The organism is Candidatus Sodalis endolongispinus (assembly GCF_018777395.1).
Lineage (GTDB): Bacteria > Pseudomonadota > Gammaproteobacteria > Enterobacterales > Enterobacteriaceae > Sodalis_B > Sodalis_B endolongispinus.
In genome coordinates, this window is record NZ_JAFJYC010000002.1 from 560,943 (window position 1) to 586,244 (window position 25,302).

12 protein-coding genes and 7 pseudogenes are annotated in these 25,302 nt (G+C 58.1%); 6 read left to right on the forward strand and 13 right to left on the reverse strand.

Annotated features, from left to right (window positions below; all coding sequences use genetic code 11):
• Positions 1-43 precede the first annotated feature (43 nt).
• Positions 44-925 (reverse strand): annotated as a pseudogene (locus JZM24_RS15905) (LysR family transcriptional regulator); the annotation flags it as partial.
• 298 nt (positions 926-1,223) lie between these two features.
• Positions 1,224-2,819 (reverse strand): PTS transporter subunit EIIC, encoded by a 1,596-nt coding sequence (locus JZM24_RS15910; RefSeq protein WP_215670883.1) that lies wholly within the window; start codon positions 2,817-2,819, stop codon positions 1,224-1,226.
• 253 nt (positions 2,820-3,072) lie between these two features.
• On the opposite strand from JZM24_RS15910, the pseudogene JZM24_RS15915 reads away from it, so the two are divergent.
• Positions 3,073-5,363: pseudogene (locus JZM24_RS15915) on the forward strand (FdhF/YdeP family oxidoreductase).
• Between the two features lie 191 nt (positions 5,364-5,554).
• Positions 5,555-7,489 (forward strand): exoribonuclease II, encoded by a 1,935-nt coding sequence (locus tag JZM24_RS15920; protein ID WP_215670885.1) that lies wholly within the window; start codon positions 5,555-5,557, stop codon positions 7,487-7,489.
• Between the two features lie 131 nt (positions 7,490-7,620).
• Here the strand turns inward: JZM24_RS15920 and JZM24_RS15925 are convergent.
• Positions 7,621-8,573 (reverse strand): annotated as a pseudogene (locus tag JZM24_RS15925) (2-keto-3-deoxygluconate permease).
• Between the two features lie 578 nt (positions 8,574-9,151).
• Positions 9,152-9,847 (reverse strand): L-ribulose-5-phosphate 4-epimerase, encoded by a 696-nt coding sequence (araD, locus tag JZM24_RS15930; RefSeq protein ID WP_215670888.1) that lies wholly within the window; start codon positions 9,845-9,847, stop codon positions 9,152-9,154.
• A 285-nt stretch (positions 9,848-10,132) separates the two neighbouring features.
• Here araD and JZM24_RS15935 point away from each other — a divergent pair.
• Positions 10,133-10,276: pseudogene (locus JZM24_RS15935) on the forward strand (osmotically-inducible lipoprotein B); the annotation flags it as partial.
• A gap of 89 nt (positions 10,277-10,365) precedes the next feature.
• Here JZM24_RS15935 and yciH read toward each other — a convergent pair.
• From yciH to pgpB, 5 genes and pseudogenes are all read right to left on the reverse strand, one after another.
• A complete protein-coding gene (yciH, locus tag JZM24_RS15940) occupies positions 10,366-10,692 on the reverse strand; it encodes a stress response translation initiation inhibitor YciH (RefSeq protein ID WP_215670889.1) in 327 nt (108 codons plus the stop codon).
• Positions 10,685-11,443, reverse strand: coding sequence for an orotidine-5'-phosphate decarboxylase (gene pyrF, locus JZM24_RS15945; protein WP_215670892.1), 759 nt, complete (start codon positions 11,441-11,443; stop codon positions 10,685-10,687). The genes yciH and pyrF overlap by 8 nt, the downstream gene beginning before the upstream one ends.
• Before the next feature lie 178 nt (positions 11,444-11,621).
• A complete protein-coding gene (lapB, locus tag JZM24_RS15950; RefSeq protein ID WP_215670894.1) occupies positions 11,622-12,791 on the reverse strand; it encodes a lipopolysaccharide assembly protein LapB in 1,170 nt (389 codons plus the stop codon).
• A 6-nt stretch (positions 12,792-12,797) separates the two neighbouring features.
• Positions 12,798-13,115, reverse strand: a complete 318-nt coding sequence (locus JZM24_RS15955) for a LapA family protein (RefSeq protein WP_215670896.1) — start codon at positions 13,113-13,115, stop codon at positions 12,798-12,800.
• Between the two features lie 256 nt (positions 13,116-13,371).
• Positions 13,372-14,126 (reverse strand): annotated as a pseudogene (gene pgpB, locus JZM24_RS15960) (phosphatidylglycerophosphatase B).
• A 261-nt stretch (positions 14,127-14,387) separates the two neighbouring features.
• On the opposite strand from pgpB, the gene ribA reads away from it, so the two are divergent.
• Entirely contained in the window at positions 14,388-14,987 is a 600-nt protein-coding gene (gene ribA, locus JZM24_RS15965; protein ID WP_215670899.1) for a GTP cyclohydrolase II, read from the forward strand.
• A 149-nt stretch (positions 14,988-15,136) separates the two neighbouring features.
• Here the strand turns inward: ribA and acnA are convergent.
• The 3 genes and pseudogenes from acnA to topA all read right to left on the reverse strand — a co-directional run bounded on the left by acnA (position 15,137) and on the right by topA (position 22,026).
• Positions 15,137-17,762: pseudogene (gene acnA / locus JZM24_RS15970) on the reverse strand (aconitate hydratase AcnA).
• A 506-nt stretch (positions 17,763-18,268) separates the two neighbouring features.
• Positions 18,269-19,243 (reverse strand): annotated as a pseudogene (cysB, locus tag JZM24_RS15975) (HTH-type transcriptional regulator CysB).
• A 194-nt stretch (positions 19,244-19,437) separates the two neighbouring features.
• Positions 19,438-22,026 carry a type I DNA topoisomerase gene (gene topA, locus JZM24_RS15980; RefSeq protein ID WP_215670901.1) on the reverse strand — a complete coding sequence of 863 codons (2,589 nt, stop codon included), beginning with the start codon at positions 22,024-22,026 and terminating at the stop codon, positions 19,438-19,440.
• Positions 22,027-22,298: 272 nt separating this feature from the next.
• Between topA and JZM24_RS15985 the strand changes: the two genes are divergently transcribed.
• Positions 22,299-22,550, forward strand: a complete 252-nt coding sequence (locus JZM24_RS15985; protein ID WP_215670903.1) for a YciN family protein — start codon at positions 22,299-22,301, stop codon at positions 22,548-22,550.
• Between the two features lie 540 nt (positions 22,551-23,090).
• On the opposite strand, the gene sohB is transcribed toward JZM24_RS15985, so the two are convergent.
• Positions 23,091-24,137, reverse strand: coding sequence for a protease SohB (sohB, locus tag JZM24_RS15990; RefSeq protein WP_215670905.1), 1,047 nt, complete (start codon positions 24,135-24,137; stop codon positions 23,091-23,093).
• A 356-nt stretch (positions 24,138-24,493) separates the two neighbouring features.
• On the opposite strand from sohB, the gene JZM24_RS15995 reads away from it, so the two are divergent.
• Positions 24,494-25,255, forward strand: coding sequence for a YciK family oxidoreductase (locus JZM24_RS15995; RefSeq protein ID WP_215670907.1), 762 nt, complete (start codon positions 24,494-24,496; stop codon positions 25,253-25,255).
• Positions 25,256-25,302: the final 47 nt, after the last annotated feature.

Below are 25,302 nucleotides of genomic sequence, written 5' to 3' on the forward strand. Positions count from 1 at the left end.
GACCGGCTCCCTTTTCACACCCCGCCGTGCCCCCCGCCTGCGCCAGCCAGGCGCGCGCAAAATCGAACACCGTTTGCGCTAGCGTAATAGCCCGCCCGGGTTGCGCAATCGCTACTGCCGTCTGCCGTCTCATCGCCGGCATGGCGATCGGGATGCTGGTTAACGCCGGCGTCATCTCCGGCAAGAGATGACCGCGCGGCACCATGCCGCACCCCAGGCCGCAAAACACCCCCTGCAGCAGTTGGAAAATCGAGGCGCTCTCGAGGATAACCCGCGGCTGGAGCCCGGCGGCGCGGAAATGCTCATCCAGATATCGGCGGAAATAACGGCTCGGCTCAGCCAGACAAAGCGGCAACTCAGCCACCTGCGCCAGCGTCAGTGGTGCTGGCGGCGTGGAGAAAAACACCGGGTGCAACACCAGATCCACACCGCTGTCCACAATCGGTGCCGTCTGGAACTTAAGCTCTTGCAGCAGCGCCAGTTCAAAAAAGCCAATGCCAAAATCGACACTATGATTGATCAAGGCTTCCAGCAGTTGATCGGCGCTAAGCACCGCTACCTGATAGCGAAAATCTGGATAGCGCGCCTGGGCCTGCTGTAGCAATTGCGGCAGCGATAGACCACACTGGGGTACGATGCCGATACGTAAGGTGCCTCCCACGCCCTGTTTGAGCGACTCCACCTCCAGTTTCAGCCCCTGATAGACCGAGACAATTTCCCGCGCCCAGGCCAATACCCGCTCCCCCTCGGCGGTAAAACCCTGGAAGCTATTGCCGCGATGGATAAGCGCCACCCCCAATTCGCGTTCAAGATTCTTCAGCCGCATTGACAAGGTAGGCTGGCTGACAAAGCTGGCATCGGCGGCGCGGCCAAAATGGCGCTCCTGCTCCAGGTTGCACAAGTAAATCAGTTGTTTGATATCCATCTGTTCTATCGGTAGCCGGGAATAGCAATCAGTATATCATATCCATACCGGCAAAAATCAGCCGGGACATCCGCGTTATCGCGGGAATGGCGGCTAGCGTCTGTCCTGCACCGGCACACCAGACGCTATCGTTGGTGTACAAATGAAAAGAGCCACCTGAGCCGCGTTAGCGCGTCAATGGCGGCTATCGTTTGGCCCACACCGACACAGCAAACGCTATCGTTGGTACACAAATAAAAAGAGCCACCTGACCTGCGTTAGCGTGGGAATGGCGGTTAACGTCTGCCCCGATTCGAAATTAACTGCTCACGCCCAGCGTCCGTTTCACGTCGTGGGCGATTTTTTCCACCTGCTGGCCATAGATTACCTGCACATCGTTGCCGCTGACCCGTTTAACCCCGCCGGCACCGGTGAGCATCAAGGTACGATCCACCACCTGCCGCATGTCGCGCACCCGCACGCGTAGCCGGGTAAAACAGCAATCAACGTCGGCGATATTCTGCCGCCCTCCCAGGCCATTAATGATGGTTTGCGAGCGTTCATCGGCGCTTTGCTTTTCCTGCTCCGGCGGAGTCTGCTCGTCCGATTCCCGCCCCGGCGTCTCGACATGCCTGCGGCGGATGACCGCGCGGAACACCGCATAGTAAAGCGGACAATACACCGCCCCCAGCAGCACCGGATACCACCATTGGGTCCGGGCGCCGCCGAGTACGCCGAAGATAACCAGATCAATGGCGCCGCCCTGCACATTGCCAATCATGACATGCAGCAAATCCATCAGCATAAACGCAACGCCGCTCAACACCGCATGAAAAATAAACAGCACAGGCGAGACAAAAATAAAACAGAACTCCAGCGGTTCGGTAATACCGGTAGTGAACGAGGCCATACCGCCGGCCAGCATTAGCGCCTTGACGCGTTCTTTATGTTCGGGCCGCGCGCAGTGATACATCGCCAGCACCGCGCCCGGTAAGCCAAATATCATGGTGGGAATTTTGCCTTGCACCAGGAAACGCGTGGCGTGGCGGATAACGACGTCGCTTAGCAGACCGGGATGAGTAAGTGAGGTATTAAAAATGGTCAACGCCCCAACCAATGTCTGGTTGTCCGCCGTCACCATGCCGCCGATAGGGGTGAAACGCACCGTTTCATTCAATATATGGTGCAGGCCGGTGGGGATCAGCAGCCGCTCGCAAAAACCGTACAGCCACATCCAGAGGGCGCCGCTTTTGCCGATGAGCTGCCCCAACCAGGCGATGCCGTGGCCGATGGCGGGCCAGATGAGCGATAGGCAGAGCCCCACCAGCGGCAGCACCACCGTGACGATAGGCACGAAACGTCGGCCGCCGAAGAAACTGATGGCGGTCGGCAGCACCACGGTATAGAAACGGTTATGCATCGCCACCGTCACCAGGCCGGCGATAACCCCGCCGAGCACGCTCATATTATAGGAAAAAATGCCCAACGTCGGGGTGAACTGCGCGGCATACATCATCGCCTCGGTCTGCGACATGCCGCGCGCGGTTAACGCCGCCAGGGTGGTGGTGGCCGGGGTGATAGACTGTGCCGCCAGCGATGCGCTTACCCCCACGTGCAGGCTGATGAAGCCGATTACCGCGGCGAAGGCGGCGGTCGGTTTTTCCTCTCGCGCCAGGCCGATAGCGCTGGCGACGGCGAAAAACAGCGGCAGGTTGGCGAACAGTGCGCTCGCCACCTGACGGATGAAGCCGATGATCAGTTGCGGGTATTGCAGCCGGGCGAAGGCCTCGCCGGTCACTGCGGGGTTTTGCATTGCTGCCGCCAGCCCCAGGAAAATCCCGGCGGCGGCGATCACCGAAATCGGCATCATCAGCGCTTTGCCAAACCCATGAATTTTGCTACCTATCTCTTTCATCGCGCGGGACACTCCTGATTGGACGACCCAGTCAGTATGAGACAGGGCCAGCGACGGCGAGGAACTCGCGCGGGGTTGATGGCCAGTAATATGAACAAGATCACAAATAGCGTGCAATAACCGCGCTCTATACCGCGATAAAGCGTTTCGATTAGACGCTTGCCGGCAGCTCGATTAAACTTTTACGCAATTGGATCAAACAGTTAAACAAAATTTAACATCCCATCGAAGTTATTATCTGCGAAACCATAATATGAAATTCAAACCTGCGATAAAACCTTACGACGGCGCTGCGGGCGGATGGGGAGCCTTGGAATCCACCACCCGCTATGTGCTGGACAGCAAACAGACCTTCAAAAACATCCGCAATCTGCTGCGCGTCAACAAATCAAAAGGGTTTGACTGCCCGGGCTGTTCCTGGGGTGATAATAACGGCACCTTCAGTTTTTGTGAAAACGGTGCCAAAGCGGTAAGCTGGGAAGCCACCCGCAAAGCGGTGGATGCTGCTTTCTTCGCCCGGCACACCGTTAGCCAGCTTTATCAGCAGAGTGATTATTTCCTCGAGTATCAAGGACGGCTGACGGAGCCGCTGCGCTATAACGCCGAAAGCGATAAATACCTGCCCATTCGCTGGGAAGAGGCCTTCGCCCTTATCCGTAGTCATCTGCATGATCTGACGCATTCCGGAGAGCTTGAGCTGTACACCTCCGGGCGCGCCAGCAATGAGGCGTCTTATCTTTATCAGCTGTTCGGCCGGATGTTCGGCACCAATAACTTTCCCGATTGTTCCAATATGGCCATGAGGCCAGCGGCAGCGGCCTGAAGCAAAGTATCGGCGTCGGCAAAGGCACCGTGCGCCTTGACGATTTCGACCTGGCCGACGCCATTTTCGTTTTTGGTTAGAACCCCGGCACCAACCATCCACGTATGCTGCACAGCCTGCGTCACGCCGCCGACCACGGCGCCAGCATCGTCAGCTTCAACAATCTGCGCTAGCGCGGGCTGGAGCGTTTCGCCGATCCGCAAAAACCGCTGGAAGTTATTACGCCCAAATCCGGGCGAATCAGCTCGCGCTACCTTCAGCCCAATCTGGGCGGCGATATGGCGGCGATACGCGGGATGGTCAAAGCGCTGTTGGAAACCCATCGTCAACATCTGGCGCGGGGAGAAGACGGCCTATTCGATGACGCTTTTATCAGCGCCCATACCCAAGGCGTGGAGGCGTACCTCGCCGCCGTCGACGCCACCTCCTGGCAGCAGGTGACCCGGCAGTCCGGCCTCAGCGAGCAGGATTTGCGCGAGGTTGCGGAAATTTACCGCGCTGCCAAGCGGGTTATCTGTACCTGGGCGATGGGGATCACCCAGCACAAACACTCCGTCGCCACGGTGCGCGAAATCGTCAATTTGCAATTGCTCTTCGGCCAGCTGGGTAGACCGGGGGCCGGTCTGTGTCCGGTACGCGGACACAGCAATGTTCAGGGCAACCGTACCATGGGGATTGACAAAAAACCTTCAGCGGCCATGCTGGACAGTCTGGCGGCACATTTTAACTTCACACCGCCGCGCGACGCCGGTCACAATACCGTTCAAGCCATCGAAGCGATGTTGCGCGATGAAGTGAAAGTGCTGATTACCCTCGGCGGCAACCTGGCGGCGCCGGCGCCGGATACACCGCGCACCGAGGCCGCGCTGCAGCGCTGCGCGCTCACCGTGCATATCAGCACCAAGCTTAACCGCAGCCATCTGGTGCCCGGCCTTGACGCGCTGATCTTGCCAACGCTTGGCCGGACCGACCGCGATACCCAGGCCAGCGGCGATCAATACATTACCGTCGAAGACTCCTTCAGCATGGTGCACGCGTCGCAAGGGGTAAATCCGCCGATTTCCGACCAGCTGCGTTCCGAAACCGCGATTGCCGCCGCGGTGCTGGGGGAGGACCAGCTCGATTGGCGCGCGCGGGCGGGCAATTACGATTTGATTCGCGATCACATCGCCGCCACCCAGCCGTGCTTTACCGATTTTAACCGCCGCTGCGACGCGCCGGAGGGGTTTTATCTCGGCAATAGCGCCGCCGAACTGCGTTTCGCGACGCCAAGCGGCAAGGCGCAGTTCAGCGCCGCCGCGCTGCCTGAAACACTTATACCGCAGTTGCAGGGCAAGAACGCGCCGTTCACCCTGCAAACCCTGCGCTCCCACGATCAATATAACACCACTATTTATGGTCTGTATGACCGCTACCGCGGCGTTTACAGTCAGCGGGAGGTGGTTTTTATTCACCCGCAGGATCTGGCCGAGCTGGGTCTTAAGGAGGGAGATCGGGTCGATATAGAAACCCTGTGGCATGACGGCGTGCAGCGCAAAGTGACGGGGTTTAAAGCGGTCAGCTACGCTATCCCGCGCGGCAACCTGGCGGCATACTACCCGGAAACCAATCCGCTGGTCCCCCTATCCAGTTTCGGTGACGGCACCTTTACCCCGACCTCGAAATCGGTTCCGGTCAAATTGACGCCGAGCCTGACGCCGCCGACTCAGCGCATTGTGTGACCGGTCGGCCGCACCGGCTCAACACGACAAGGGCCGCGCTCATCGCGCGTCCCTTCCCCCTAAAAACCACCCCGGGTCAACTGGGTGGTTTTTTTAGCTTCATATAACCGGTAAGCTTGCCGACGCAGACCGAATCGCGTAAAACTATCTGCCGCTACTCAGCACATTACAATCCACTTTTTCCGGACATTATGTTTCAAGACAATCCGCTGCTTGCACAGCTAAAACAGCAACTGCATTCCCAGACACCGCGTGTCGAAGGCGTGGTTAAAGGCACAGAGAAAGGGTTCGGCTTCCTCGAGGTCGATGCCCAGAAAAGCTATTTCATTCCGCCGCCCTTCATGAAGAAAGTGATGCACGGCGATAGAATCTCCGCCGTGGTGCGTACCGAGAAAGAGCGGGAAATTTCCGAGCCGGAAGAACTCATCGATCCCTTTCTCACGCGATTTGTGGGGCGGGTACAGGCCAAAGACGATCGTCTTAGCGTTGTGCCGGATCATCCGCTCATCAAAGAGGTTATCCCCACGCGGCCACAGCGCGGCATTAGCCAGGCGTTTCAAACCGGCGACTGGGCGGTCGCGGAAATGCGCCGCCACCCGCTGAAAGGCGATCGCCAGTTTTATGCCGAAATTACCGCCCTGGTCACCACCGCCGACGATCATTTCGCGCCCTGGTGGGTGACACTCGCCCGCCATAACCTTGAGCGCACCGCACCGGCCATGCCGGTAGGGGTCAGCCTGCAGGAAGACGGGCCGGCGCGCGAGGATCTTACCGCGCTCGATTTCATCACTATTGATAGCGCCAGCACCGAAGATATGGACGACGCTATCCATCTGGCCCCAGCGCCGAACGATGCCTGGGTCATGACCGTCGCCATCGCGGATCCCACCGCCTGGGTTGCGGCAGGCAGCCCGCTGGATAATATTGCCCGCGAGCGCGCCTTTACCAATTACCTGCCCGGTTTCAATATTCCCATGCTGCCGCGGACGTTGTCTGATGACCTGTGTTCACTGCGCGCCCACGAGCGGCGTCCGGCGCTGGCGTGCCGCGTCACGGTGCTTTCAGACGGTGCCCTGGCCGACGATGCGCACTTTTTCACCGCTTGGGTCGAGTCCAAGGCCAAACTGGCCTACGACAATGTGTCTGATTGGTTGGAAAACATCGTCACATGGCAGCCGGAAACCGAGGCTATCGCCGTTCAGATTCGCCTGCTGCACAACGTTTGTCAGGCCCGCAGCGCCTGGCGACAAGATCACGCGCTGGTGTTCAGGGATCGCCCGGACTATCGCTTCGTACTGGATGAGAAGGGCAATGTGGATGACATTGTCGTCGAGCCGCGTCGTATTGCCAACCGCATGATCGAGGAGGCGATGATCGCCGCCAATCTCTGCGCCGCCCGCGTGTTGCGCGACGGCCTGGGCTATGGCCTTTATAACGTGCACCACGGTTTCGATCCGCTACAGGTGGACCAGGCGGTCGCCATTTTGCGCAGTCACCAAATCGATGTCGACCCCGCCTGTCTCCTGACGCTGGAGGGGTTTTACGCACTGCGCCGGCGGCTGAATGCCCTGCCCACCACTTATCTGGACAGCCGCATTCGCCGTTTCCAGACTTTTGCCGAAGTCAGCACGGTGCCGGGCCCGCACTTCGGGCTGGGACTTGACGCCTATGCCACCTGGACCTCGCCAATTCGTAAGTATGGCGATATGATCAATCACCGCCTGCTTAAAGCCTTGATTGGCGTGGGCGGCGCAGAACGGCCGAATGAGGAAGTCACGCTGCGTCTCGCCGAGCGCCGCCGCCAGCACCGCATGGCGGAACGGGACGTGGGCGATTGGCTTTATGCCCGTTTCCTGCAGCCGACAGCCGGCAGCAACCGCCGCTTCGCGGCGGAAATCATCGACATCTCCCGCGGCGGCATGCGGGTGCGTTTGTTGGATAACGGCGCGGTAGCGTTCATTCCCGCCCCCTTCATCCACAGCGTGCGCGACGAGCTGGTCTGTAGTCAGGACACCGGTACCGTGCAGGTGAAAGGCGAGGAACGCTACCGTCAGGGTGATACCCTTGATGTGACCATCGCCGAAGTACGGATGGAAAACCGCTCGGTCATCGCTCGCCCGGCGTAAATCTGTCTCGGCGGCGCTTAGGTGCCCGGCGCTTTCCTCCTCACCGCATCGCCTTTGGCGCTGCGGTTTTTTTTGCGCCTCATGCCTCTGCGCCGGGCTGCCGATCGCCGCCGTGCGCCCGCAGTGTCCGCTCAGGGGAGCAGGCGATCGGCGCTCGCTGATTCGCTGTCCACCGCCCGTTCACCCGCCGCTGACCCGCGGCCCATCCCCCTATCAGCACCCACCGCGGCCGGCTGCCCGCGTTTGACGCGGCGAGAATAGAGCGCGGTTAACACCGGTACCAGAATCGAGGTGACAATTACCGACGTGGCTACCAGCGCCGTCGCCGCCGGCGCCATCGGCGCAAACTGCGGCGCCATGCCGGCAATCACCGCCGGTGTTGCTACCGCCGCGCCGGCGGAACTGGACGCGGCAATACCGGCGGTCCCGTCACCGCCGCCGATAAGGCGGTCGGCCAAAATCAGCGGGATGCCGGTAATGATAATGACCATCAGGCCAAGCAGGATCCCCAATAACCCGGTTTGGGCAATGACCGCCAAATTAATGGTATTGCCAGCGCAAAGCCGATAATAAAGGGCAATACCGCGCCGACGAACACCTGCGGCTCAAAGGAAGCGATGCCCGCCGTGCCGATAATCACCATGGTCATCAACGGCCCGGACTCCAGCGACATCAAGACAAAGGCCCCGGCTTCTTCCTTGCTGCCGTACTGTTGCATAATGGAGGCATATAAACCGCCGTTGGTCATGTCCATCGATGCCACCAGCGCCAGCGTCGACAATCCGGCAAAAAAACCGACCTCTACGCCGTTGGCCGGCAAAACCCGTGAGGCAACCGCTATTTTCGTCACTACCAGCGTGCCAGACTTACGCAGTACCGTACCGGTCGCGCTCAGCTTGATGGATGCGCCCATACAAAAAAACCAGATAGCCAGAATCGGTACCGGACCGGTAATTAGGCCATTGGTGAAAGAGCCAAAATAGCCGCCGGCGCCTGGCGAAAAGGTATGGCATAGGGCACCGAGAAATAGCGGAATGAGCATCATACCGCCCGGAATTTTATCGATAGCACGTTTAATTTGCATTCTGCCGCCACCTTATCGCAAACACCGCCCTCAGGCATTAGGGCCAGTCGCTGGCCGGATCCCCGGAGCACCGGGGAAATGTAGGCTTAAACTAGCCGCAAATAAGAGGGCAAACAGTGATCGGCCGCATAATTGAAATATTGTTTCTATTTTAAAAATACATCATTTTGATAAAACGCGAGGCGGCGGACCTCGAGGCATCCACAGCGCCGTCTGGCGACCCCGGCGGCGGCAGTAAGGCCGGGTGGTAACAAAGCAGCAGCGCCGTTTGGCGGTAAGGCCGGGTGGCAACAAAGCAGCAGCGCCATTTGGCTGCAAGGCAACATCACCGTGCGGCGGCAAGGCAGAAGACAGTCGCGCCGTGTGGCAGCAAGGCAGTCGCGCCAGGCAACATAGCCATGCTGCGGTAAGGTTACAAGGCTGCAAAGCAGTCACGCCGTTTGCCGGCAAGTCCTAGCGGCAGCGACGTTTAGCGGCAAGGCAACATGGCTGAATCGGGAAAATCCGGGGCGAGGCTCTCAGACTTGAGGGCCGCGAAATTGCTGGCCGGCGAGTGGCGTTTAGTCTGGCGGCGCAGGTTACTGACCGTAATAGGCCTCTTTGCCGTGCTTGCGCATATAGTGTTTCACCAACAGGCTGCGCTGTATGGCCGGTAGCTCTGGACTGAGCTGGCGGGAAAAGATCCCCATGTACGCAATTTCTTCCAGCACCACGGCATTGTGCACCGCATTTGCCGCGTCGCTGCCCCAAGCAAAAGGCCCATGGGCGTTCACCAGCACCGCCGGCAAAGTTGACGGACTGAGCTCCCGGTGCCGGAAGGTCTCCACAATCACCTGTCCGGTTTCCCATTCATAACGACCATTGATCTCGTCATCGGTCATCAGCCGGGTACAGGGGATCGCGCCATAGAAATAGTCGGCGTGCGTCGTCCCCCAGGCGGGAATATCCCGCCCCGCCTGCGCCCAGATGGTGGCATGACGGTAATGGGTATGCACAATGCCGCCCAACGCCTCGAACGCCAAATAAAGCGCCCGGTGAGTATCGCTGTCGGATGAGGGTTTGCACCGCCCCTCCACCCGCCGGCCGCTGGCCAGTTCCACGACAACCATGTCGTCAAGAGTCATGGCGCTGTAATCGACACCGGACGGTTTAATGACCATCAGTCCGGTTTTGCGATCGACCGCGCTGACATTACCCCAGGTAAAGGTAACCAGCTGGTGCTGCGGCAGCGCCAGATTCGCCTCCAACACCTCTTGTTTCAGACTGTTTAGCATGGCGTTCTCCTTATCCCAAGATAAGGCTATTGTCCGGTCCGGCGTGCGGGTCCGCTATGGGTAAACCGGCTGAAGATCGGGCGTGGTTCTGCTATCGGAACGCTGGGAAACGTATCAGCCAGGGTTTAGGGGGGGAAATTTCGGATTATTTAACCTGAGAAAAAGTCGTAACATATTGATTTATAATAAATCCTCAATAAGCACCAAACAAGCTAAATGTTGCGAATAAGTCTATAATTATTTCAAGGTAATTCAACATAACAGCTGGATATGGAGAACGTGATGATGAGCTCAACCTCTAAACGCATGGCCGCCGCGGCGCTGGCGGTCACCCTGGCTTTATCGCTGAGCGCGTGCTCGAATTGGTCGAAACGCGATCGTAAAACCGCCATCGGCGCCGCGCCGCCGTCGGCGGGATCATTGGCCATCAAGTGGATTAGGGCCCGTTTTCCGCTAACTCTTACGCCGCTACACCGCGCTCAGCCGCGGCTAGCGGCGGATAAGGCGGGCGCGCCCGTTTAGCCGCCCGCCAGCTTTACCTTCAGACCCCGCGCTTCCAAAAGTTGTTTTAGAAGCTCGCGTTTATCGCCCTGAATCTCAATTACCCCATCCTTCACTGCCCCACCGGTACCGCATTTCTTTTTCAGCTCGCTGGCAAGGGTTTGCAGCGCCGTGTCATCCCAATCGAGGCCGGTAATCAGGCACACGCCTTTACCTTTTCTGCCGCTGGTTTGCCGCTGCAGGCGCACAATACCGTCCCCTGACGCGCGCGGCGCGGGCGTCTCCTCTTGCGCTTTGATGCGCTCGCCGTCGGTGGAATACACCAGCCGGTTTGTATCAGACATGGGCTTCTCCGGCTTGTAGTTCCTGCAAAATCGCCGCCAGCGCAGCAGCGGGATCGGCTGCCTGGGTAATAGGTCGTCCGATCACCATATAATCCACGCCCGCCTGCTGCGCCTGCAGCGGCGTCATCACCCGGCGCTGATCCCCCGCTTCGCTACCGGCGGGGCGTATGCCCGGTGTCACCAGCGCGAAATCCGCGCCGCAGTCGCTTTTCAGCCGCGCCGCTTCCCAGGCGGAACACACCACGCCGTCCAGGACGCAAGCTTTTGCAAGTAAGGCCAGGCGCACGGCGTGGTCCGAGGCGCTGCCGGCAATGCCTATCCCCCGCAGATCATCATCATTCATGCTGGTAAGCACCGTGACGGCGATAAGCACGGGCGCGTCGGCCCCAAACGGCACCAGCGCCTCCCGCGACGCCGCCATCATGCGTTCACCGCCGCTGGCGTGCACATTGACCATCCATACCCCCAATTCCGCCGCCGCGCTAACCGCTTTGGCCACCGTGTTGGGGATATCGTGAAATTTCAGGTCAAGAAAAACCTCGAAACCGCGCTGCTGTAGGTCGCGCACCAACGTCGGTCCCGCTTGGGTGAACATTTCTTTGCCGATTTTCATCCGGCACTGGGACGGCGCCACCTGGTCGGCAAACGCCAACGTCTGACGGGCATCGGCATAATCCAATGCCATTATCACCGGCGAGCCCGTCAGTTGCGTGGTTAAAGGGGAAGAGGAAGATACAATCGTGCGCGTCATGAAACATCTCTGGTTGGCGGCCCGCCAGCGCAGTCCCGTTAGCATCGAGCTATTTTACCCGCCGACGGCGCAAAATCCCAGCCAGGACGGCGCCAGGTTGGCCGTCGGATGTCAGTAGCGCCATACTGCGGCGGCGGTGCGTAACCTATCTTTCCGGGCTGATATTGGCTGAAAGCGGTTACTGGCCATCCAGACCGCGTATGGTCTTAACCGAGGCCCAGGATTTACACGACGGGCAATGCCAATACAGGCTATGAGAGGTGAAACCGCATTTCTGGCAGCGGTAGCGGGGTTTGGTATGGATCTGTTCGCCGACCATATCGCGCAGCGTCTGCAGACTTTCCTTGGCGCGACCGTCTTCCGCCTCACTGAGGTGAAAATTCATCAGCCGGTGAAACATGCGCATGGTCGGATGCTGACGCAATTGCTGATTGATATATCCCTGCGCTACCTCCGGCCCCTGTTCACGCTCAATAATATCGGTCAACAGCAGTTCCGCCGCCGAGCCGCTGTCTTCTTCCACACAGCGTTTAAGAAATTCCGCCCATTGAGCGGGTTGATCCAACACCTGATAACATTCCTGCAGCATAGGCAGCGTTTCGCTGACCATTTCGCGATCCTGATCCAACACCCGCGTCAGTTCGCCGACCGCGCCGGCATAATCTTGCTGGGCCATGAATATTCTGGCGCGCATGATGGACACCCGCGCGCTGTTTTTGTCTTCTGCCGCCCCTTTTTTCAGCAGCGCGACGGCGCGATCCAAATCGTCACTGCCCATCGCCTGTAGCGCCAGCTCGCAGTAAAAATGGGCAATTTCCACCCGGCGCTGCTCTTCGCCGAGTTTGACCAGTTTTTCGGCGACGTCTATCGCCTTCGACCATTCGCTGGTCGCCTGATGGATCTGCAGCAGCAGACTCAACGCGCCCACCCGGAAGTCGTCTTCGTTCACTAACTGGCTAAACATATCTTCAGCGCGATCGTAAAACCCGGCCGCCATATAATCCCGGCCCAGTTGCTGAATGGCTAACAACCGCTGCTCAAAGGTTAACGACGTGCTCTCCATTAACGCCTGGTGGATGCGGATAGCGCGGTCGACTTCGCCGCGGGAACGAAACAAATTGCCCAGCGTCAGATGCGCCTCAAAGGCGTTGCTGTCCTCCTTCAACATATCGAGGAACAGGTCCACCGCCTTATCTTGCTGGTTGGACAGCAGAAAATTCACCCCGGCGACGTACTCCCGGGAAAGACGGTTAGCTTCCTGCTGTTTCTCCTGCTGCGCACTCCTGCGCCCCATATACCAGCCATAGGCGCCGGCCACGGGCAGCAACAGAAACAGCAGTTCTAACATAATGCGTTATTCCTTAGGCGTAACGGCAGGCGCGCCGGCGGGCGCGGTGGTCACCGTTTCCAGCGGCGCAAGCTGCTGTTCTAAGCGTTTCACCTTGCGTTCGGACCGCATCAGCGCGACGCGCGTGCGCAACCAGAACAGGCCGCAGATGAACCAGCCGATGACAAATCCGGCGGCGAACAGTGAGGTGAGTAAGGTCGACACACGAAATTGACTCTGCGCCAGAAGGTAGTTAAACGTCACCACCTGATCGTTATGCGCGCCAAAGGTAACGGAGATGATAAAAATCACCAGCACCAGCAACATTATCAGAACATATTTCACATGATTTCCTGCAAGACGTGTTAGTCGTACGTTCAGACGCTTAGCTCATCTGACACGGTTAAATTACCATTTCCCCGGTTATGAAGGAAATTTTCCCCTGCGATAGGGGGCATCACCTGCCGGCGGCCAGTTTCACCGCGGCGGCAATATCTGCGCAGGTTGAATAATTACTATAGGGCCGCCACAAGGAAAACCCAACCGCCGGCGGTGCTTTTCTCTTTGCCGGCCAGGCGCAAAGAACGGTTGGCCGGCCCCCTCACCCGCGCGAACGAATATCCGACGCTTCTTCCGGCGTTGGCGTCAGCGCGCCTATCCAGCGCTGCACCAGCCAACAGCCAAGGGTAATCACCAGCCAGCTGACGGCGACGCCCATGACCACATCGCGCGGCCAGTGCATGCCGAGCGCCATGCGGCTGACCATCACGCCGCTGGCCCATATCAACAGCACCACGGTGGAGACCCTGTGCCGACGCGGCCAGAGCAATCCCACGGCCAACAATGCCCAGCTGGCGGCGAAGATCGTATGACCGGAGGGAAACGAAAAACCGGTTTCAGCCCGCCAATGCTTCTGCAGCCAGGGCGGGATCACATGCTGCTGTTTCAGTTCCCGCGCTAGCGCCGCACTGCGCGCTTTGCGCGGCATGGCGTAAAACGCCCGATCGTCGATGGCATAATGCTTATCCAGCCAGACCACAAAGGGCCTGGGCTCCTGCACCCGCTCTTTGATGAACGATTTCATGCCTTGGCCGATAAGTAACGTCGCGGTCAATATCGCCGCCAGCCCCAGGGCCGGTTTCAGACGATAACGCAACACCAGAGAAACCAGCTTATCAGCAGCGCGCTAGTCATGGTGCCCCAGGGCGAGGTCACGGTTTGCGTCAGCCAGTACCACCCTTTTAGCCAGCGGTAATCATTTTCCGGCTGCCACTGCCAGCCGCTGGCCCACAGCACCAGCGGTAACACCATCAGTAGCAGCGCCCCCATACCGGTGCGTTTAGCAATTTCAACCATTGATTTTCCTTTTTTACGGATTGCCGTCAGGGTGCGCGACGGCCGCAGACAAGCTTAACAGAAAGTGCCATAAACAATGGCTAACGGCGTGTTGGTTGCGCATTTTGTCGCCAGTTTACCGCAACAAATCCCGTCATAGGGTAAATTTATGGCAAAATAGAACCCAGATGATTCCGATCGACGCGCCTTCTTGCGCTGGTGCTGGTCAAACGGCACCGCAGGCAGTAGGATGCGCGTCATTCTTAGGTTTTGGAGAGCAATATGCAGCTTAAACGTGTGGCAGAAGCCAAACTGCCGACACCCTGGGGTGATTTCCTGATGGTGGGCTTCGAGGAAATCGCCACCGGGCACGATCATCTGGCGTTGGTCTATGGCGATATAACCGGCCCGGCGCCGGTGCTGGCACGTGTCCATTCCGAATGCCTCACCGGCGATGCTCTGTTCAGCCTGCGCTGCGATTGCGGCTTCCAACTGGAGGCGGCGCTGAGTCATATCGCCGAAGAGGGGCGCGGCATATTGCTCTACCACCGCCAGGAAGGCCGTAATATCGGTCTGTTGAACAAAATTCGCGCCTATGCTCTGCAAGACAAAGGCGCCGATACGGTCGAGGCCAATCATCAGCTCGGCTTTGCCGCCGACGAGCGGGATTTCACCCTCTGCGCCGACATGTTTAAATTGTTGGGCGTCGAAACAATACGTTTGTTGACCAATAATCCCAAAAAGGTCGATATATTGACCGAGGCGGGCATCAATATCAGCGAACGGGTGCCACTTATTGTTGGCCGCAACCCGAAGAACGCCCGCTACCTGGATACCAAGGCCGCCAAAATGGGGCACTTGCTTAACGGTCCCGCCGAATAAACGCCGGTGCGGGTTATCCCGCCCCCGCGCGGCCATGTTGCAGGTGGCGTGGGCCACGTGCCCCCGCGCCTTCCGGTAATGGGTCGTCTTCCCTCCCGGCACCGCCAGCCTCCGGCGCAGGCTGGCAAGGAAGCTCACTGCAGCTAACCTCAGGCCGGATCACCCACCGGTTCATTCAGCATATTACGAATGACATAGTGCAAGATGCCGTCGTGACGGTAATAGGTCAACTCATTGCCGGTGTCGATACGGCACCGCGCTTCGATAGTGCGGCTGCGGCCATCTGGCCAGGTAAAGGTCACCGGGACGTCACAGCCGGGCTTCAGCGCCGCCAGGTCAGGTACGTCAATCGTTTCATCACCGCTTAGGCCTAGCGTCTTGCGGGTCTCACCGTGCGGAAATTCCAGCGGCAGGATGCCCATGCCGATAAGATTGGAGCGATGGATACGCTCAAAGCTCTCGGCGATCACCACCCGGATCCCCAAAAGCCTTGGCCCCTTGGCTGCCCAATCGCGGCTGGAGCCGGAGCCGTATTCTTTACCGGCGATAATCGCCAACGGCACCTGCTGAGCGGCATAACGCATGGCGACGTCGTAAATTGCCAGCGATTCACCGGAAGGGACATGGCGGGTATAGCCCCCTTCGATATCCGGCACCATTTCATTGCGAATACGGATATTGGCGAAGGTGCCTCGCATCATCACTTCGTGATTGCCGCGCCGTGACCCGTAGGAGTTGAAATCTTCTGTGCTGACGCCGTGCTGGTGCAAATAACGCCCGGCGGGGCTGTCTACCTTAATATTGCCCGCGGGCGAGATATGGTCGGTCGTCACCGAATCCCCCAGCATGGCCAGGATGCGCGCCCCGTGGATGTTTTCCACCGGTTTCGGCTGATGCAGCATATCCTCGAAAAACTGGGGCAGGCGTATATAGGTGGAATCCGGCTGCCAATGGTAGGTGGGATCGCGATTGAACGCCAATCGTGGCTACCGGTGAAGACTTCGCCGTATTCTTTGTGGAACATTTCGCTGTTGACCAGCGCCACCGCCTCGGCAATTTCTTGCGAGCTCGGCCAGATGTCGCGCAGATAAACCGGTTTGCCATCGGTTCCACTGCCCAAGGGATCCTCGCTGACATTAATCAGCATATTGCCCGCCAGCGCATACGCCACCACCAGGGGCGGCGACGCCAGACAATTGGTTTTCACCAGCGGATGGATGCGCCCCTCGAAATTACGGTTACCGGACAACACTGCGCCGACGGTGAGATCGCCGGCCTTGATGGCGGCCTTGATGGCGGCCTCAATGCTGGGTTTGAGCGGGCCGGAATTACCGATACAAGGTGGTACAGCCGTAGCCCACCAGATTAAAACCCAACTGGTCGAGGTAAGGCGTCAACCCGGACACCGCCAAGTAATCCGTCACAACCTTTGAGCCTGGCGCCAGCGAGGTTTTCACCCAAGGTTTGCTGCGCAGGCCTTTCTTGACCGCGTTTCGCGCCAGTAGCCCGGCGGCCATCAGAATGTTGGCGTTGGAGGTATTGGTACAGGAGGTGATGGCGGCAATGACGACCGCGCCCTGATCCAGCCGGTAGGTTTCACCGTCCAGCTCGAACGGCTGCGCAACCTGTTCGGCGCGTTTGCCTAACGCCAGCTCATCAGTGGCTTTGAACGCCCCCGGCACGGCCGTCAGCGCCACTCGATCCTGGGGGCGACGCGGGCCGGCGAGGCTCGCCACCACGCTTTCCATATCAAGCTCAATGGTGCTGGTAAACACCGGCTCGTCGCCAGCCTGACGCCACAGCCCCTGACGTTTACTGTAGGCCTCCACCAGCGCCACCTGCTCCTCGCTGCGCCCGGTCAGCCGCAAATAAGTCGAGCGTAATGGCGTCCACCGGAAAAAAACCGCAGGTCGCGCCATATTCAGGTGCCATATTGGCAATCGTCGCCCGATCCGCCAGCGGCAGTTTATCCAGCCCGTCGCCGTAAAACTCGACGAATTTGCCAACCACGCCGTGCGCCCGCAGCATTTGCGTCACGGTCAGCACCAAATCGGTCGCGGTGATGCCTTCGTTGAGCTTACCGGTCAATTTGAAACCTACCACGTCCGGGATCAGCATCGACACCGGCTGGCCGAGCATGGCCGATTCCGCCTCGATTCCGCCGACGCCCCAGCCTAACACCCCCAGGCCGTTGACCATCGTAGTGTGGGAGTCGGTGCCAACCAGCGTGTCCGGGTAGGCGAATTCTTGCCCGCCCTGCTCTTCGTGCCAGACGGTTTTGGCAAGGTATTCCAGATTCACCTGATGACAGATGCCGTTCTCCGGCGGCACCACGCGGAAACGGCTGAATGCGTTTTGCCCCCAGCGCAGAAAAGTATAACGTTCCCGATTGCGCGACATTTCCAGATGGTTGTTTTCGGCATAGGCGTCCTCACTGCCATAGGCGTCCACGGTGACCGAATGGTCAATAACCAGATCCACCGGCGAGAGAGTATTCACTTTATCGACATTACCGCACAGCCGTTTCACCGCCTCTCGCATGGCCGCCAAATCAACTACCGTCGGCACCCCGGTGAAATCCTGCATTAACACTCGGGCGGGACGATAGGTGATTTCTCCCTCCGCCTGGGCGGTTTTTAGCCAGCCGGCGACGTCGCACAGGTGCGCCTCGGTGACGATAACGTCATCTTGACGGCGCAGAAGATTTTCCAGCAGCACTTTCATCGATTTGGGCAGTTTGTCGATTGGCCCCAGCTGTTCTGCCGCCAGCGCCAGGCTGAAGAAATGCTAAGTTTTATGGTGTGCGGTGAGCGTATCCCTGCTTGCTTCTTTAATTGATAACGACATAACTCCTCCAAACAAAATCATTATTGTCATAACCCTATTCGGGTTGAGGTAATCATTTAAAGATAGTACAAACAAACGGCAACTTTTTCATAACATAGGCGGATTATTATTGCGATTGGCAAAACCCCGCGCCGGACGCGACGTCGCCCCGGCGGCCTATTTCATTCGCCGCCATAAATTTCGGCAGCGGCGGCAACCGTCCATCCTCAAGCACATCCGCGCCGGCAGCCGTTGCGCCAGACGCAACGGCTGCGGTGGTAGCAGAGAACGAAAGATGGAGGGCCGCCGGCATGAGCTAACGGTACAGCCAGCGCACAGCACCTAGCAACAAGAGTGGCAAGTCAACGCCAGTGACATGTCAACGCCAACAGCACGTCAACGCTGCGGCGGCCGGCGCCGGGCGTTGCAAATAGATGGCGGCAAAGGTGGTGCGGTTACTTCAAGGGCAGCTTGATGTCCTTGAACATCGCTTCAATATCGTCATTGGAGCGCAGCGCCACCGCCATATCGACCACATCGCGGGTCAGGTGCGGGGCAAAGCGATGAATAAAATCATACATATAGCTGCGCAGGAAGGTGCTGCGACGAAAACCAATTTTGGTGGTGCTCTGGGTAAACAGACCGTCGGCGTTGATTTTGACCAAATCCGGATCCGCTTCGGTATTTACTGCCATGTTGGCGATGACCCCAACCCAGAGCCCCATGCGCACGTAGGTTTTAATCACATCCGCATCGGTGGCGGTAAACACGATGCGCGGCGTCAGGCCGGCGCGATTGAAGGCGGTATCCAACTCGGAGCGGCCGGTAAAACCAAAGGTATAGGTCACCAGAGGAAAAGCCGCCAGCTCCTCGATAGACAGCGATCGCTTGCCCGCGAGCGGATGGTCCGGCAACACCACGATAGCCAGGTTCCAGTGATAACAGGGCAGCATCACCAGATCGCCATACAGATGCAGCGCCTCGGTGGCGATGGCGAAATCCGCCGTCCCTTTTGACACCGCTTCGGCGATTTGGGTGGGCGAGCCTTGATGCATGTGCAGCGAAACCCGCGTATAGCGCGCGATAAACCCCTTAATTACTTCCGGCAAGGCATAGCGCGCCTGGGTATGGGTGGTCGCCACATACAGCGATCATTTGTCAGGATAGGGGTGTTCCCCCGCGACCGCCTTGATGGCATCGACCTTGGACAGCACCTCGCGCGCGATGCGGATAATTTCCTGACCCGCTGACGTGACCTGGGTCAAATGCTTGCCGCTGCGGGCGAAAATCTGCACGCCAAGTTCATCCTCCAGCATCCGTACCTGCTTACTGATGCCGGGCTGAGAGGTGTAGAGCCCCTCAGCGGTAGAGGAGACATTCAGGTTGTGGTTTACCACTTCCACAATATAACGAAGTTGCTGCAATTTCATTGGCTTGTCCTGACGAATACCGTGAACCTGACGCACGGCTCAAGCCCGCCGCACCGGGGACGAACCCGGCTCCGCGAAAGCGCTTAAAAGCGTTGGTTATGACTAATACTATTTAATCATAAAAAACACTTAATATCACTTAATTATCAATTAAAAAATCCAACCGCGAGGTTGGCTCAGAGACGACGTCAGGGTTATTTTTTCGTTACCTGCCATTTACCATCAATGTAGAAGGCAGTCCGGCCGGTGGCTTTGCCGTCTTTTTCCGAGGACACATATGGTTGCTTGGTTTTACGGCTGAAACGCACCAACGTACTATTGCCCTCGTCATCTTCGACGGGCGCGTCGGCCAGATAGCGCAGCTTTTCCGGCAGGCGATCGCGAAAGCGGGCCAACTCGGCCACCAGCGGCGCGCGGGTTTCGCGGGATTTCGGGAACGTATTGGCGGCCAGAAACACCCCCGCCGCACCGTCGCGCAGAACAAAGTAGGCATCCGACTTCTCGCACGGCAGCTCGGGCAGCGGCACCGGATCTTCCTTCGGCGGCGCCACATCGCCATTGCGCAGGATTTTGCGGGTGTTTTTGCAGTCGTCGTTGGTGCAAGCCATGTATTTGCCAAAACGCCCCAGTTTCAGGTGCATATCGGCACCGCATTTCTCACATTCCACCACCGGACCGTCATAGCCCTTGATACGGAACTCGCCCTGTTCGATATCGTAACCGTCGCACAGCGGATTATTGCCGCACACGTGGAGTTTGCGTTGGCCGTCGATAACATAGCTGTCCATGGCGGTGCCGCATTTCCCGCAGCGGCGGCGTGCGCGCAAGGCATTGGTTTCGGCATCGTCGCCCTCCAGCACGTTCAGGGTTTCCGATTCCGGGATCAAGTTTATGGTGTTTTTGCAGCGCTCTTTCGGCGGCAGCGCATAGCCCGAACAGCCGAGGAAGACGCCGGTGCTGGCGGTACGGATCCCCATTTTGCGGCCGCAGACCGGGCAATCGATGCTGGTCATCACCATTTGATTGGGTCGCATACCGCCGTCTTCTGGATCTTTCTCTGCGTTTTCCAGCTGTTGGCTAAATTCCTGGAAGAAGGCATCCAGTACCCGCTTCCACTCCTGCTGATTGGCGGCTACCTGATCGAGGGTATCCTCCATCTTGGCGGTGAAATCGTAATTCATCAGCTCGCGGAAATTTTCTTCCAGGCGATCGGTGACGATTTCCCCCATTTTTTCCGCATAGAAACGACGGTTTTCCGCGTGGACATAACCGCGATCTTGAATGGTGGAGATGATGGATACATAGGTCGACGGCCGGCCAATCCCGCGCTTTTCCAGCTCTTTCACCAGCGAGGCTTCACTATAGCGAGCGGGCGGCTTGGTAAAATGTTGACTGGGCAGCAATTTGGTAAGCGTAAGCGTCTGGCCGGCTGCCACCGCCGGCAGGGTCAGGTCCTCGTCGCCTTTGCGCAGCGCCGGCATGACTTTGGTCCAGCCGTCGAAACGCAGCGTGCGGCCGCGGGCGCGCAGTTGAAACTCGCCGGCGGTAACGGTTAGCGTGGTGGAATCGTATTGCGCCGGCGTCATTTGGCAGGCAACAAACTGACGCCATATCAGCTGGTAAAGCTTCTGCGCATCGGCTTCCATGTCTTTCAGCTGTTCCGCCAAGGCGTTAACGTCTGAGGGGCGTATCGCCTCATGGGCTTCCTGGGCGTTGTTTTTACTGGCGTATTCATTAGGCTGCTTCGGCAAATAGGGACTGCCGAAAGACGCACCGATATAGCCGCGCGCCATATCAAGCGCGTCTTGACTCAAGTTGGTGGAGTCGGTACGCATATAGGTGATATGCCCGGCTTCATACAGCCGCTGAGCCAACATCATGGTTTTCTTCACGCCATAGCCCAGGCGGGTGCTGGCCGCCTGTTGCAGCGTCGAGGTGGTGAACGGCGCTCCCGGCTTGCTGCTGGTCGGCTTATCATCCCTGTCTCTGACCACATAGTCCGCATGTTCAAGCCAGTCCAACGCCGCCTGTATCTGCTGCTGATTGACCGGCTTAAAGGGTTTTTCTCGCTGATGCGTCACCTGCATTGCCAGCGGCGCTGCCTGCGCGGTTTGCAGATCGGCATGCAGTTCCCAATACTCTTCGGGAACAAAGGCTTTTATTTCCCGCTCGCGCTCCACTACCAGCCTGACCGCAACCGACTGGACCCGTCCGGCCGACAGGCCGCGGGCAATTTTTTTCCACAGCAGCGGCGACACCATATAGCCCACCACGCGGTCCATAAACCGCCGCGCCTGCTGGGCATTAACCCGGTCAATATTCAGCTCGCCCGGCTGTTCAAAGGCCTGGGTGATCGCGTTGCGGGTGATCTCGTTGAACACTACTCGGCTGAAACGTTTATCATCACCGCCGATAACTTCGCGCAGATGCCAGGCGATGGCTTCCCCTTCGCGGTCAAGGTCGGTTGCGAGATAGATATGATCGGCTTTTTCCGCCAGCGCTTTCAGCTCGTTCACCACTTTCTCTTTACCGGGCAAAATCTCATACCGAGCTTTCCAGCCATGGTAAGGATCGATGCCCATCCGGTTGACCAATGCGTGTTGCGGGTCCGGCTTGGCTTTTTTCTTTTTACTGGCATCGCTGCTCTTTTGACTGGCTGAACCGCTGGTCGGCAAATCGCGGATGTGACCCACGCTGGACTTAACCACGTAGTCTTTGCCTAAATATTTATTAATCGTTTTGGCTTTGGCCGGCGATTCAACGATAACGAGAGCTTTACCCATTTTTACCTTTACCTGAGTGATGTCTTCTGCAATAAGAAGTTTTTTGCGCCAGACCCTGGCTGGGCATACCTCTTTTTTTATATTGCGGCAGCGCCGCCAAAAATCAACCAGTTTTTTGTCGCGCTTTCCTAACCGGAGAGCACTTGGTCAACTTCTTGTTAATCCACTTATTTTTATAATAAGCGTAGGCAATCGCTTAAACCTTAGTCGGTTTGCCGACAAACACAACCGGGTATTACAATAGGGCACGCGTTAACACAGGAGTGACAAATATGCACAACTTCACCATCGCCATAGACAGAAAAAGTCTGTTGAGAGAAGCGAACCGGATAATTCGCGAACACGAAGACTATATGCAGGGAATGTTAGCCACCGAGGTTGAACAGAAAGGACCGGTGCTGGTTTTTCGCGGTGAGTTTTTTCTTGATGAGCAGGGAATACCTACGCGGAAGACCACCGCCGTCTTTAATATGTTCAAGCATCTTGCCCATGTTCTGTCGGAAAAATATCATTTGGCAGACTGATGTAGCGCGCCGTGTCATCGCCAACGCCGCGATGAATGCGGTGCCCTTCGGCCGGTTCGGCGGGCAGTGTTGTTAAATGAGGGATAAATTACGCACCGGCGCAGGTTATCAAGTGAAAGGCCGGGCTGAAAACATCAGCACCGTTGGTCCCTGTCTAACTGCTCTGCATCAGCCACCACCGGCCGCGAGCACCAGGGCGAGAAGGGTGCCATACCCTCGCCCCTTCGCCGCAACCTGTCGGCGGCACGCTAACTAGATAGTGATTCAACCAGCCGTCCGCACGGCTTTCGATGTGAAAGGAGGCATAATAGGGTGTAGCGCTTGCCGTCTCGCAGGCAATAACTCATTGCCAGATGACCATACGAAGGATGAGGGTATGACGCACTGCCACGCTACCGTGGCTTATCCCGGAGCTCGCCCGCCGTGGCGGATTCGCCGTGACAACAATGGCTTTTAGCGCGTGCGGCGCTTATATCGCGACGTCAACGGCTGTTGCCGCCCGCTGCGACGTCGCGGTGACAGCAGCCGGCGCGTTCATCGTTATAACAGCGGCTTCTGCGCGCGCTGCCAGTAACGCAGAAGGCGTTGCTCCACGCTTAACGCAGCGCTGTCGGTGAAGCGGTTCATCCAGCGTTTCGGCCGGCTAAAGCGCACGCTAATCACCTCATGCCGCACCAATTGCTCAATCAGCAAATCGTCGCTGGTGCCGATAGCGTCCACCAGCCCCAAATGCTGCGCCTGTTCGCCATACCAATGTTCGCCAGTGGCGACGGCATCAATATCCAGCGAGGGCCGCATACGCTGGACGAAGGATTTGAATAGCTGATGAGTCTCATTGAGTTCTTGCTGGAACTTCTCGCGTCCGGCGGGGGAATTTTCACCAAACAGCGTCAGCGTCCGCTTATAGGCGCCGGCGGTATGCAGCTCCATATCAATATAGTTACGTTTCAACAGGCGATGGAAGTTGGGGATCTGCGCGACCACGCCGATGGAGCCAATAATAGCAAAGGGCGCAGCGACAATGCGGTCCGCGACACACGCCATCATATAGCCGCCGCTGGCGGCGACCTTATCTACCGCGACGGTTAGGTGGATACCTTTTTCCCGCAACCGCTGCAACTGCGACGCCGCCAGTCCGTAGCCGTGCACCACGCCGCCGGGGCTTTCTAGCCGCAGCAACACTTCATCGCCGGATTTGGCCACCGACAGTACAGCGGAAATTTCCTCGCGCAGGGAGCTTACTTCACCAGCGTCCATACTGCCGGTAAAGTCCAGCACGTAAAGGCAAGAACGCGCCGTCCCATCATCACCCCGTTTCGCCAGCAGTTTGGCCCGTTTGGCTTCGGCCTTGTCCTGCTTTTTGTGCCGTTTGTGCCACACGCCTTTCTCGGCTTCGCCTAGCCTTGCCAGTTGCATCTCCCGCTGTCTCTCGCGATAGTGTTTGCCCAAATCCTCGATTTGGATCTGTCCTTTACGCTGGCGCGAGCGCATGCGTAAGCCAAACACCAGCAATAATAGCGCGCCGATCGCCAGCACTACGGTGAGGGTTTTGGCCAGAAAAAGTCCGTACAACGCAATATATTCCACAAAACCGCCTTGCTAATAATGAGAACAGTTGCCAACTATTCTAGCCAATGGTCTGCGCCGCGTCGCCTGAAAAATCAGAATATTGCCGGTGAAGAGAAGACCACGCTTACAAGTCAGGGCGGGTCAGACCAAGAGAAAATGGCCGGTATCGGCCTGAAAGCAGCCACCCGCCGTCACGGCGGCAACCCACGGGCGTTAGGCGCATCCGTAACGCCTTTTCGCTCGCGTGGCGCTCATAGTCGGAATGCCGGCGATTGAAATACCCTGCCGGATCAGGCATAAAATGAGACAAGTCTGTCCGTACGGGCCGCGATAATCGGCAGTTGGCGGCAAAGTTCACAGCAGAGGAGTGAGGCGTGTATTATCAGCCCAAACGTAATTTATTGGATCAAAAACACATTCTGGTGACTGGCGCCGGCGACGGTATTGGCCGTGAAGCGGCCCTGACCTATGCCCGCCACGGTGCGTCACTACTGCTGCTCGGCCGAACGGAGCATAAATTGAATGCTGTGAAGCAGGCGATCGCCGAGGCCGGCGGGCGTGAGACGCGCGTGCTGGTGCTGGATTTGGCCTGTGCCGATCCACTACCCTATCAGCTGCTGGCACAGCGCCTGATGAACGAACTTCCCCATCTGGACGGTTTGCTGAACAACGCCGGGCTATTAGGGGAAGTCGCGACCATGACCGAGCAGACGCCGGCGCGCTGGTCAGAGGTGATGGCGGTAAATATCAATGGCGCCTTCATGCTCACGCAGGCGCTGCTGCCGCTGCTGCTTAACGCCGGCGGAGCATCGCTGATTTTCAGCACCTCCAGCGTGGGCCGCCAAGGGCGCGCAAACTGGGGGGCTTATTCAGTGTCCAAGTTCGCCACCGAAGGGATGATGCAGGTCTTGGCGGACGAGTATCCCGCATCCACGCTGCGGGTTAACTGTATCAACCCCGGCGGTACCCGTACCGGCATGCGCGCCAGCGCTTACCCAGCGGAAGATGCCGACCGTTTGAAAACCCCGGCGGACATCATGCCCATCTATCTTTATCTGATGGGCGACGATAGCCGACGGAAAACCGGCATCAGTTTTGACGCGCAGCCCGATCGCAAACCCGGTCCAGCCACCTGATACTCCTGTAGGGTCGCCCGCACTGCGGTGCGGCCTTTATTTAAGAG

Coding starts and splice junctions, on each gene's coding strand:
- JZM24_RS15910 (WP_215670883.1), bottom strand. CDS start 2,819: ATGAAAGAGATAGGTAGCAAAATTCATGGGTTTGGCAAAGCGCTGATG.
- JZM24_RS15920 (WP_215670885.1), top strand. CDS start 5,555: ATGTTTCAAGACAATCCGCTGCTTGCACAGCTAAAACAGCAACTGCAT.
- araD (WP_215670888.1), bottom strand. CDS start 9,847: ATGCTAAACAGTCTGAAACAAGAGGTGTTGGAGGCGAATCTGGCGCTG.
- yciH (WP_215670889.1), bottom strand. CDS start 10,692: ATGTCTGATACAAACCGGCTGGTGTATTCCACCGACGGCGAGCGCATC.
- pyrF (WP_215670892.1), bottom strand. CDS start 11,443: ATGACGCGCACGATTGTATCTTCCTCTTCCCCTTTAACCACGCAACTG.
- lapB (WP_215670894.1), bottom strand. CDS start 12,791: ATGTTAGAACTGCTGTTTCTGTTGCTGCCCGTGGCCGGCGCCTATGGC.
- ribA (WP_215670899.1), top strand. CDS start 14,388: ATGCAGCTTAAACGTGTGGCAGAAGCCAAACTGCCGACACCCTGGGGT.
- topA (WP_215670901.1), bottom strand. CDS start 22,026: ATGGGTAAAGCTCTCGTTATCGTTGAATCGCCGGCCAAAGCCAAAACG.
- JZM24_RS15985 (WP_215670903.1), top strand. CDS start 22,299: ATGCACAACTTCACCATCGCCATAGACAGAAAAAGTCTGTTGAGAGAA.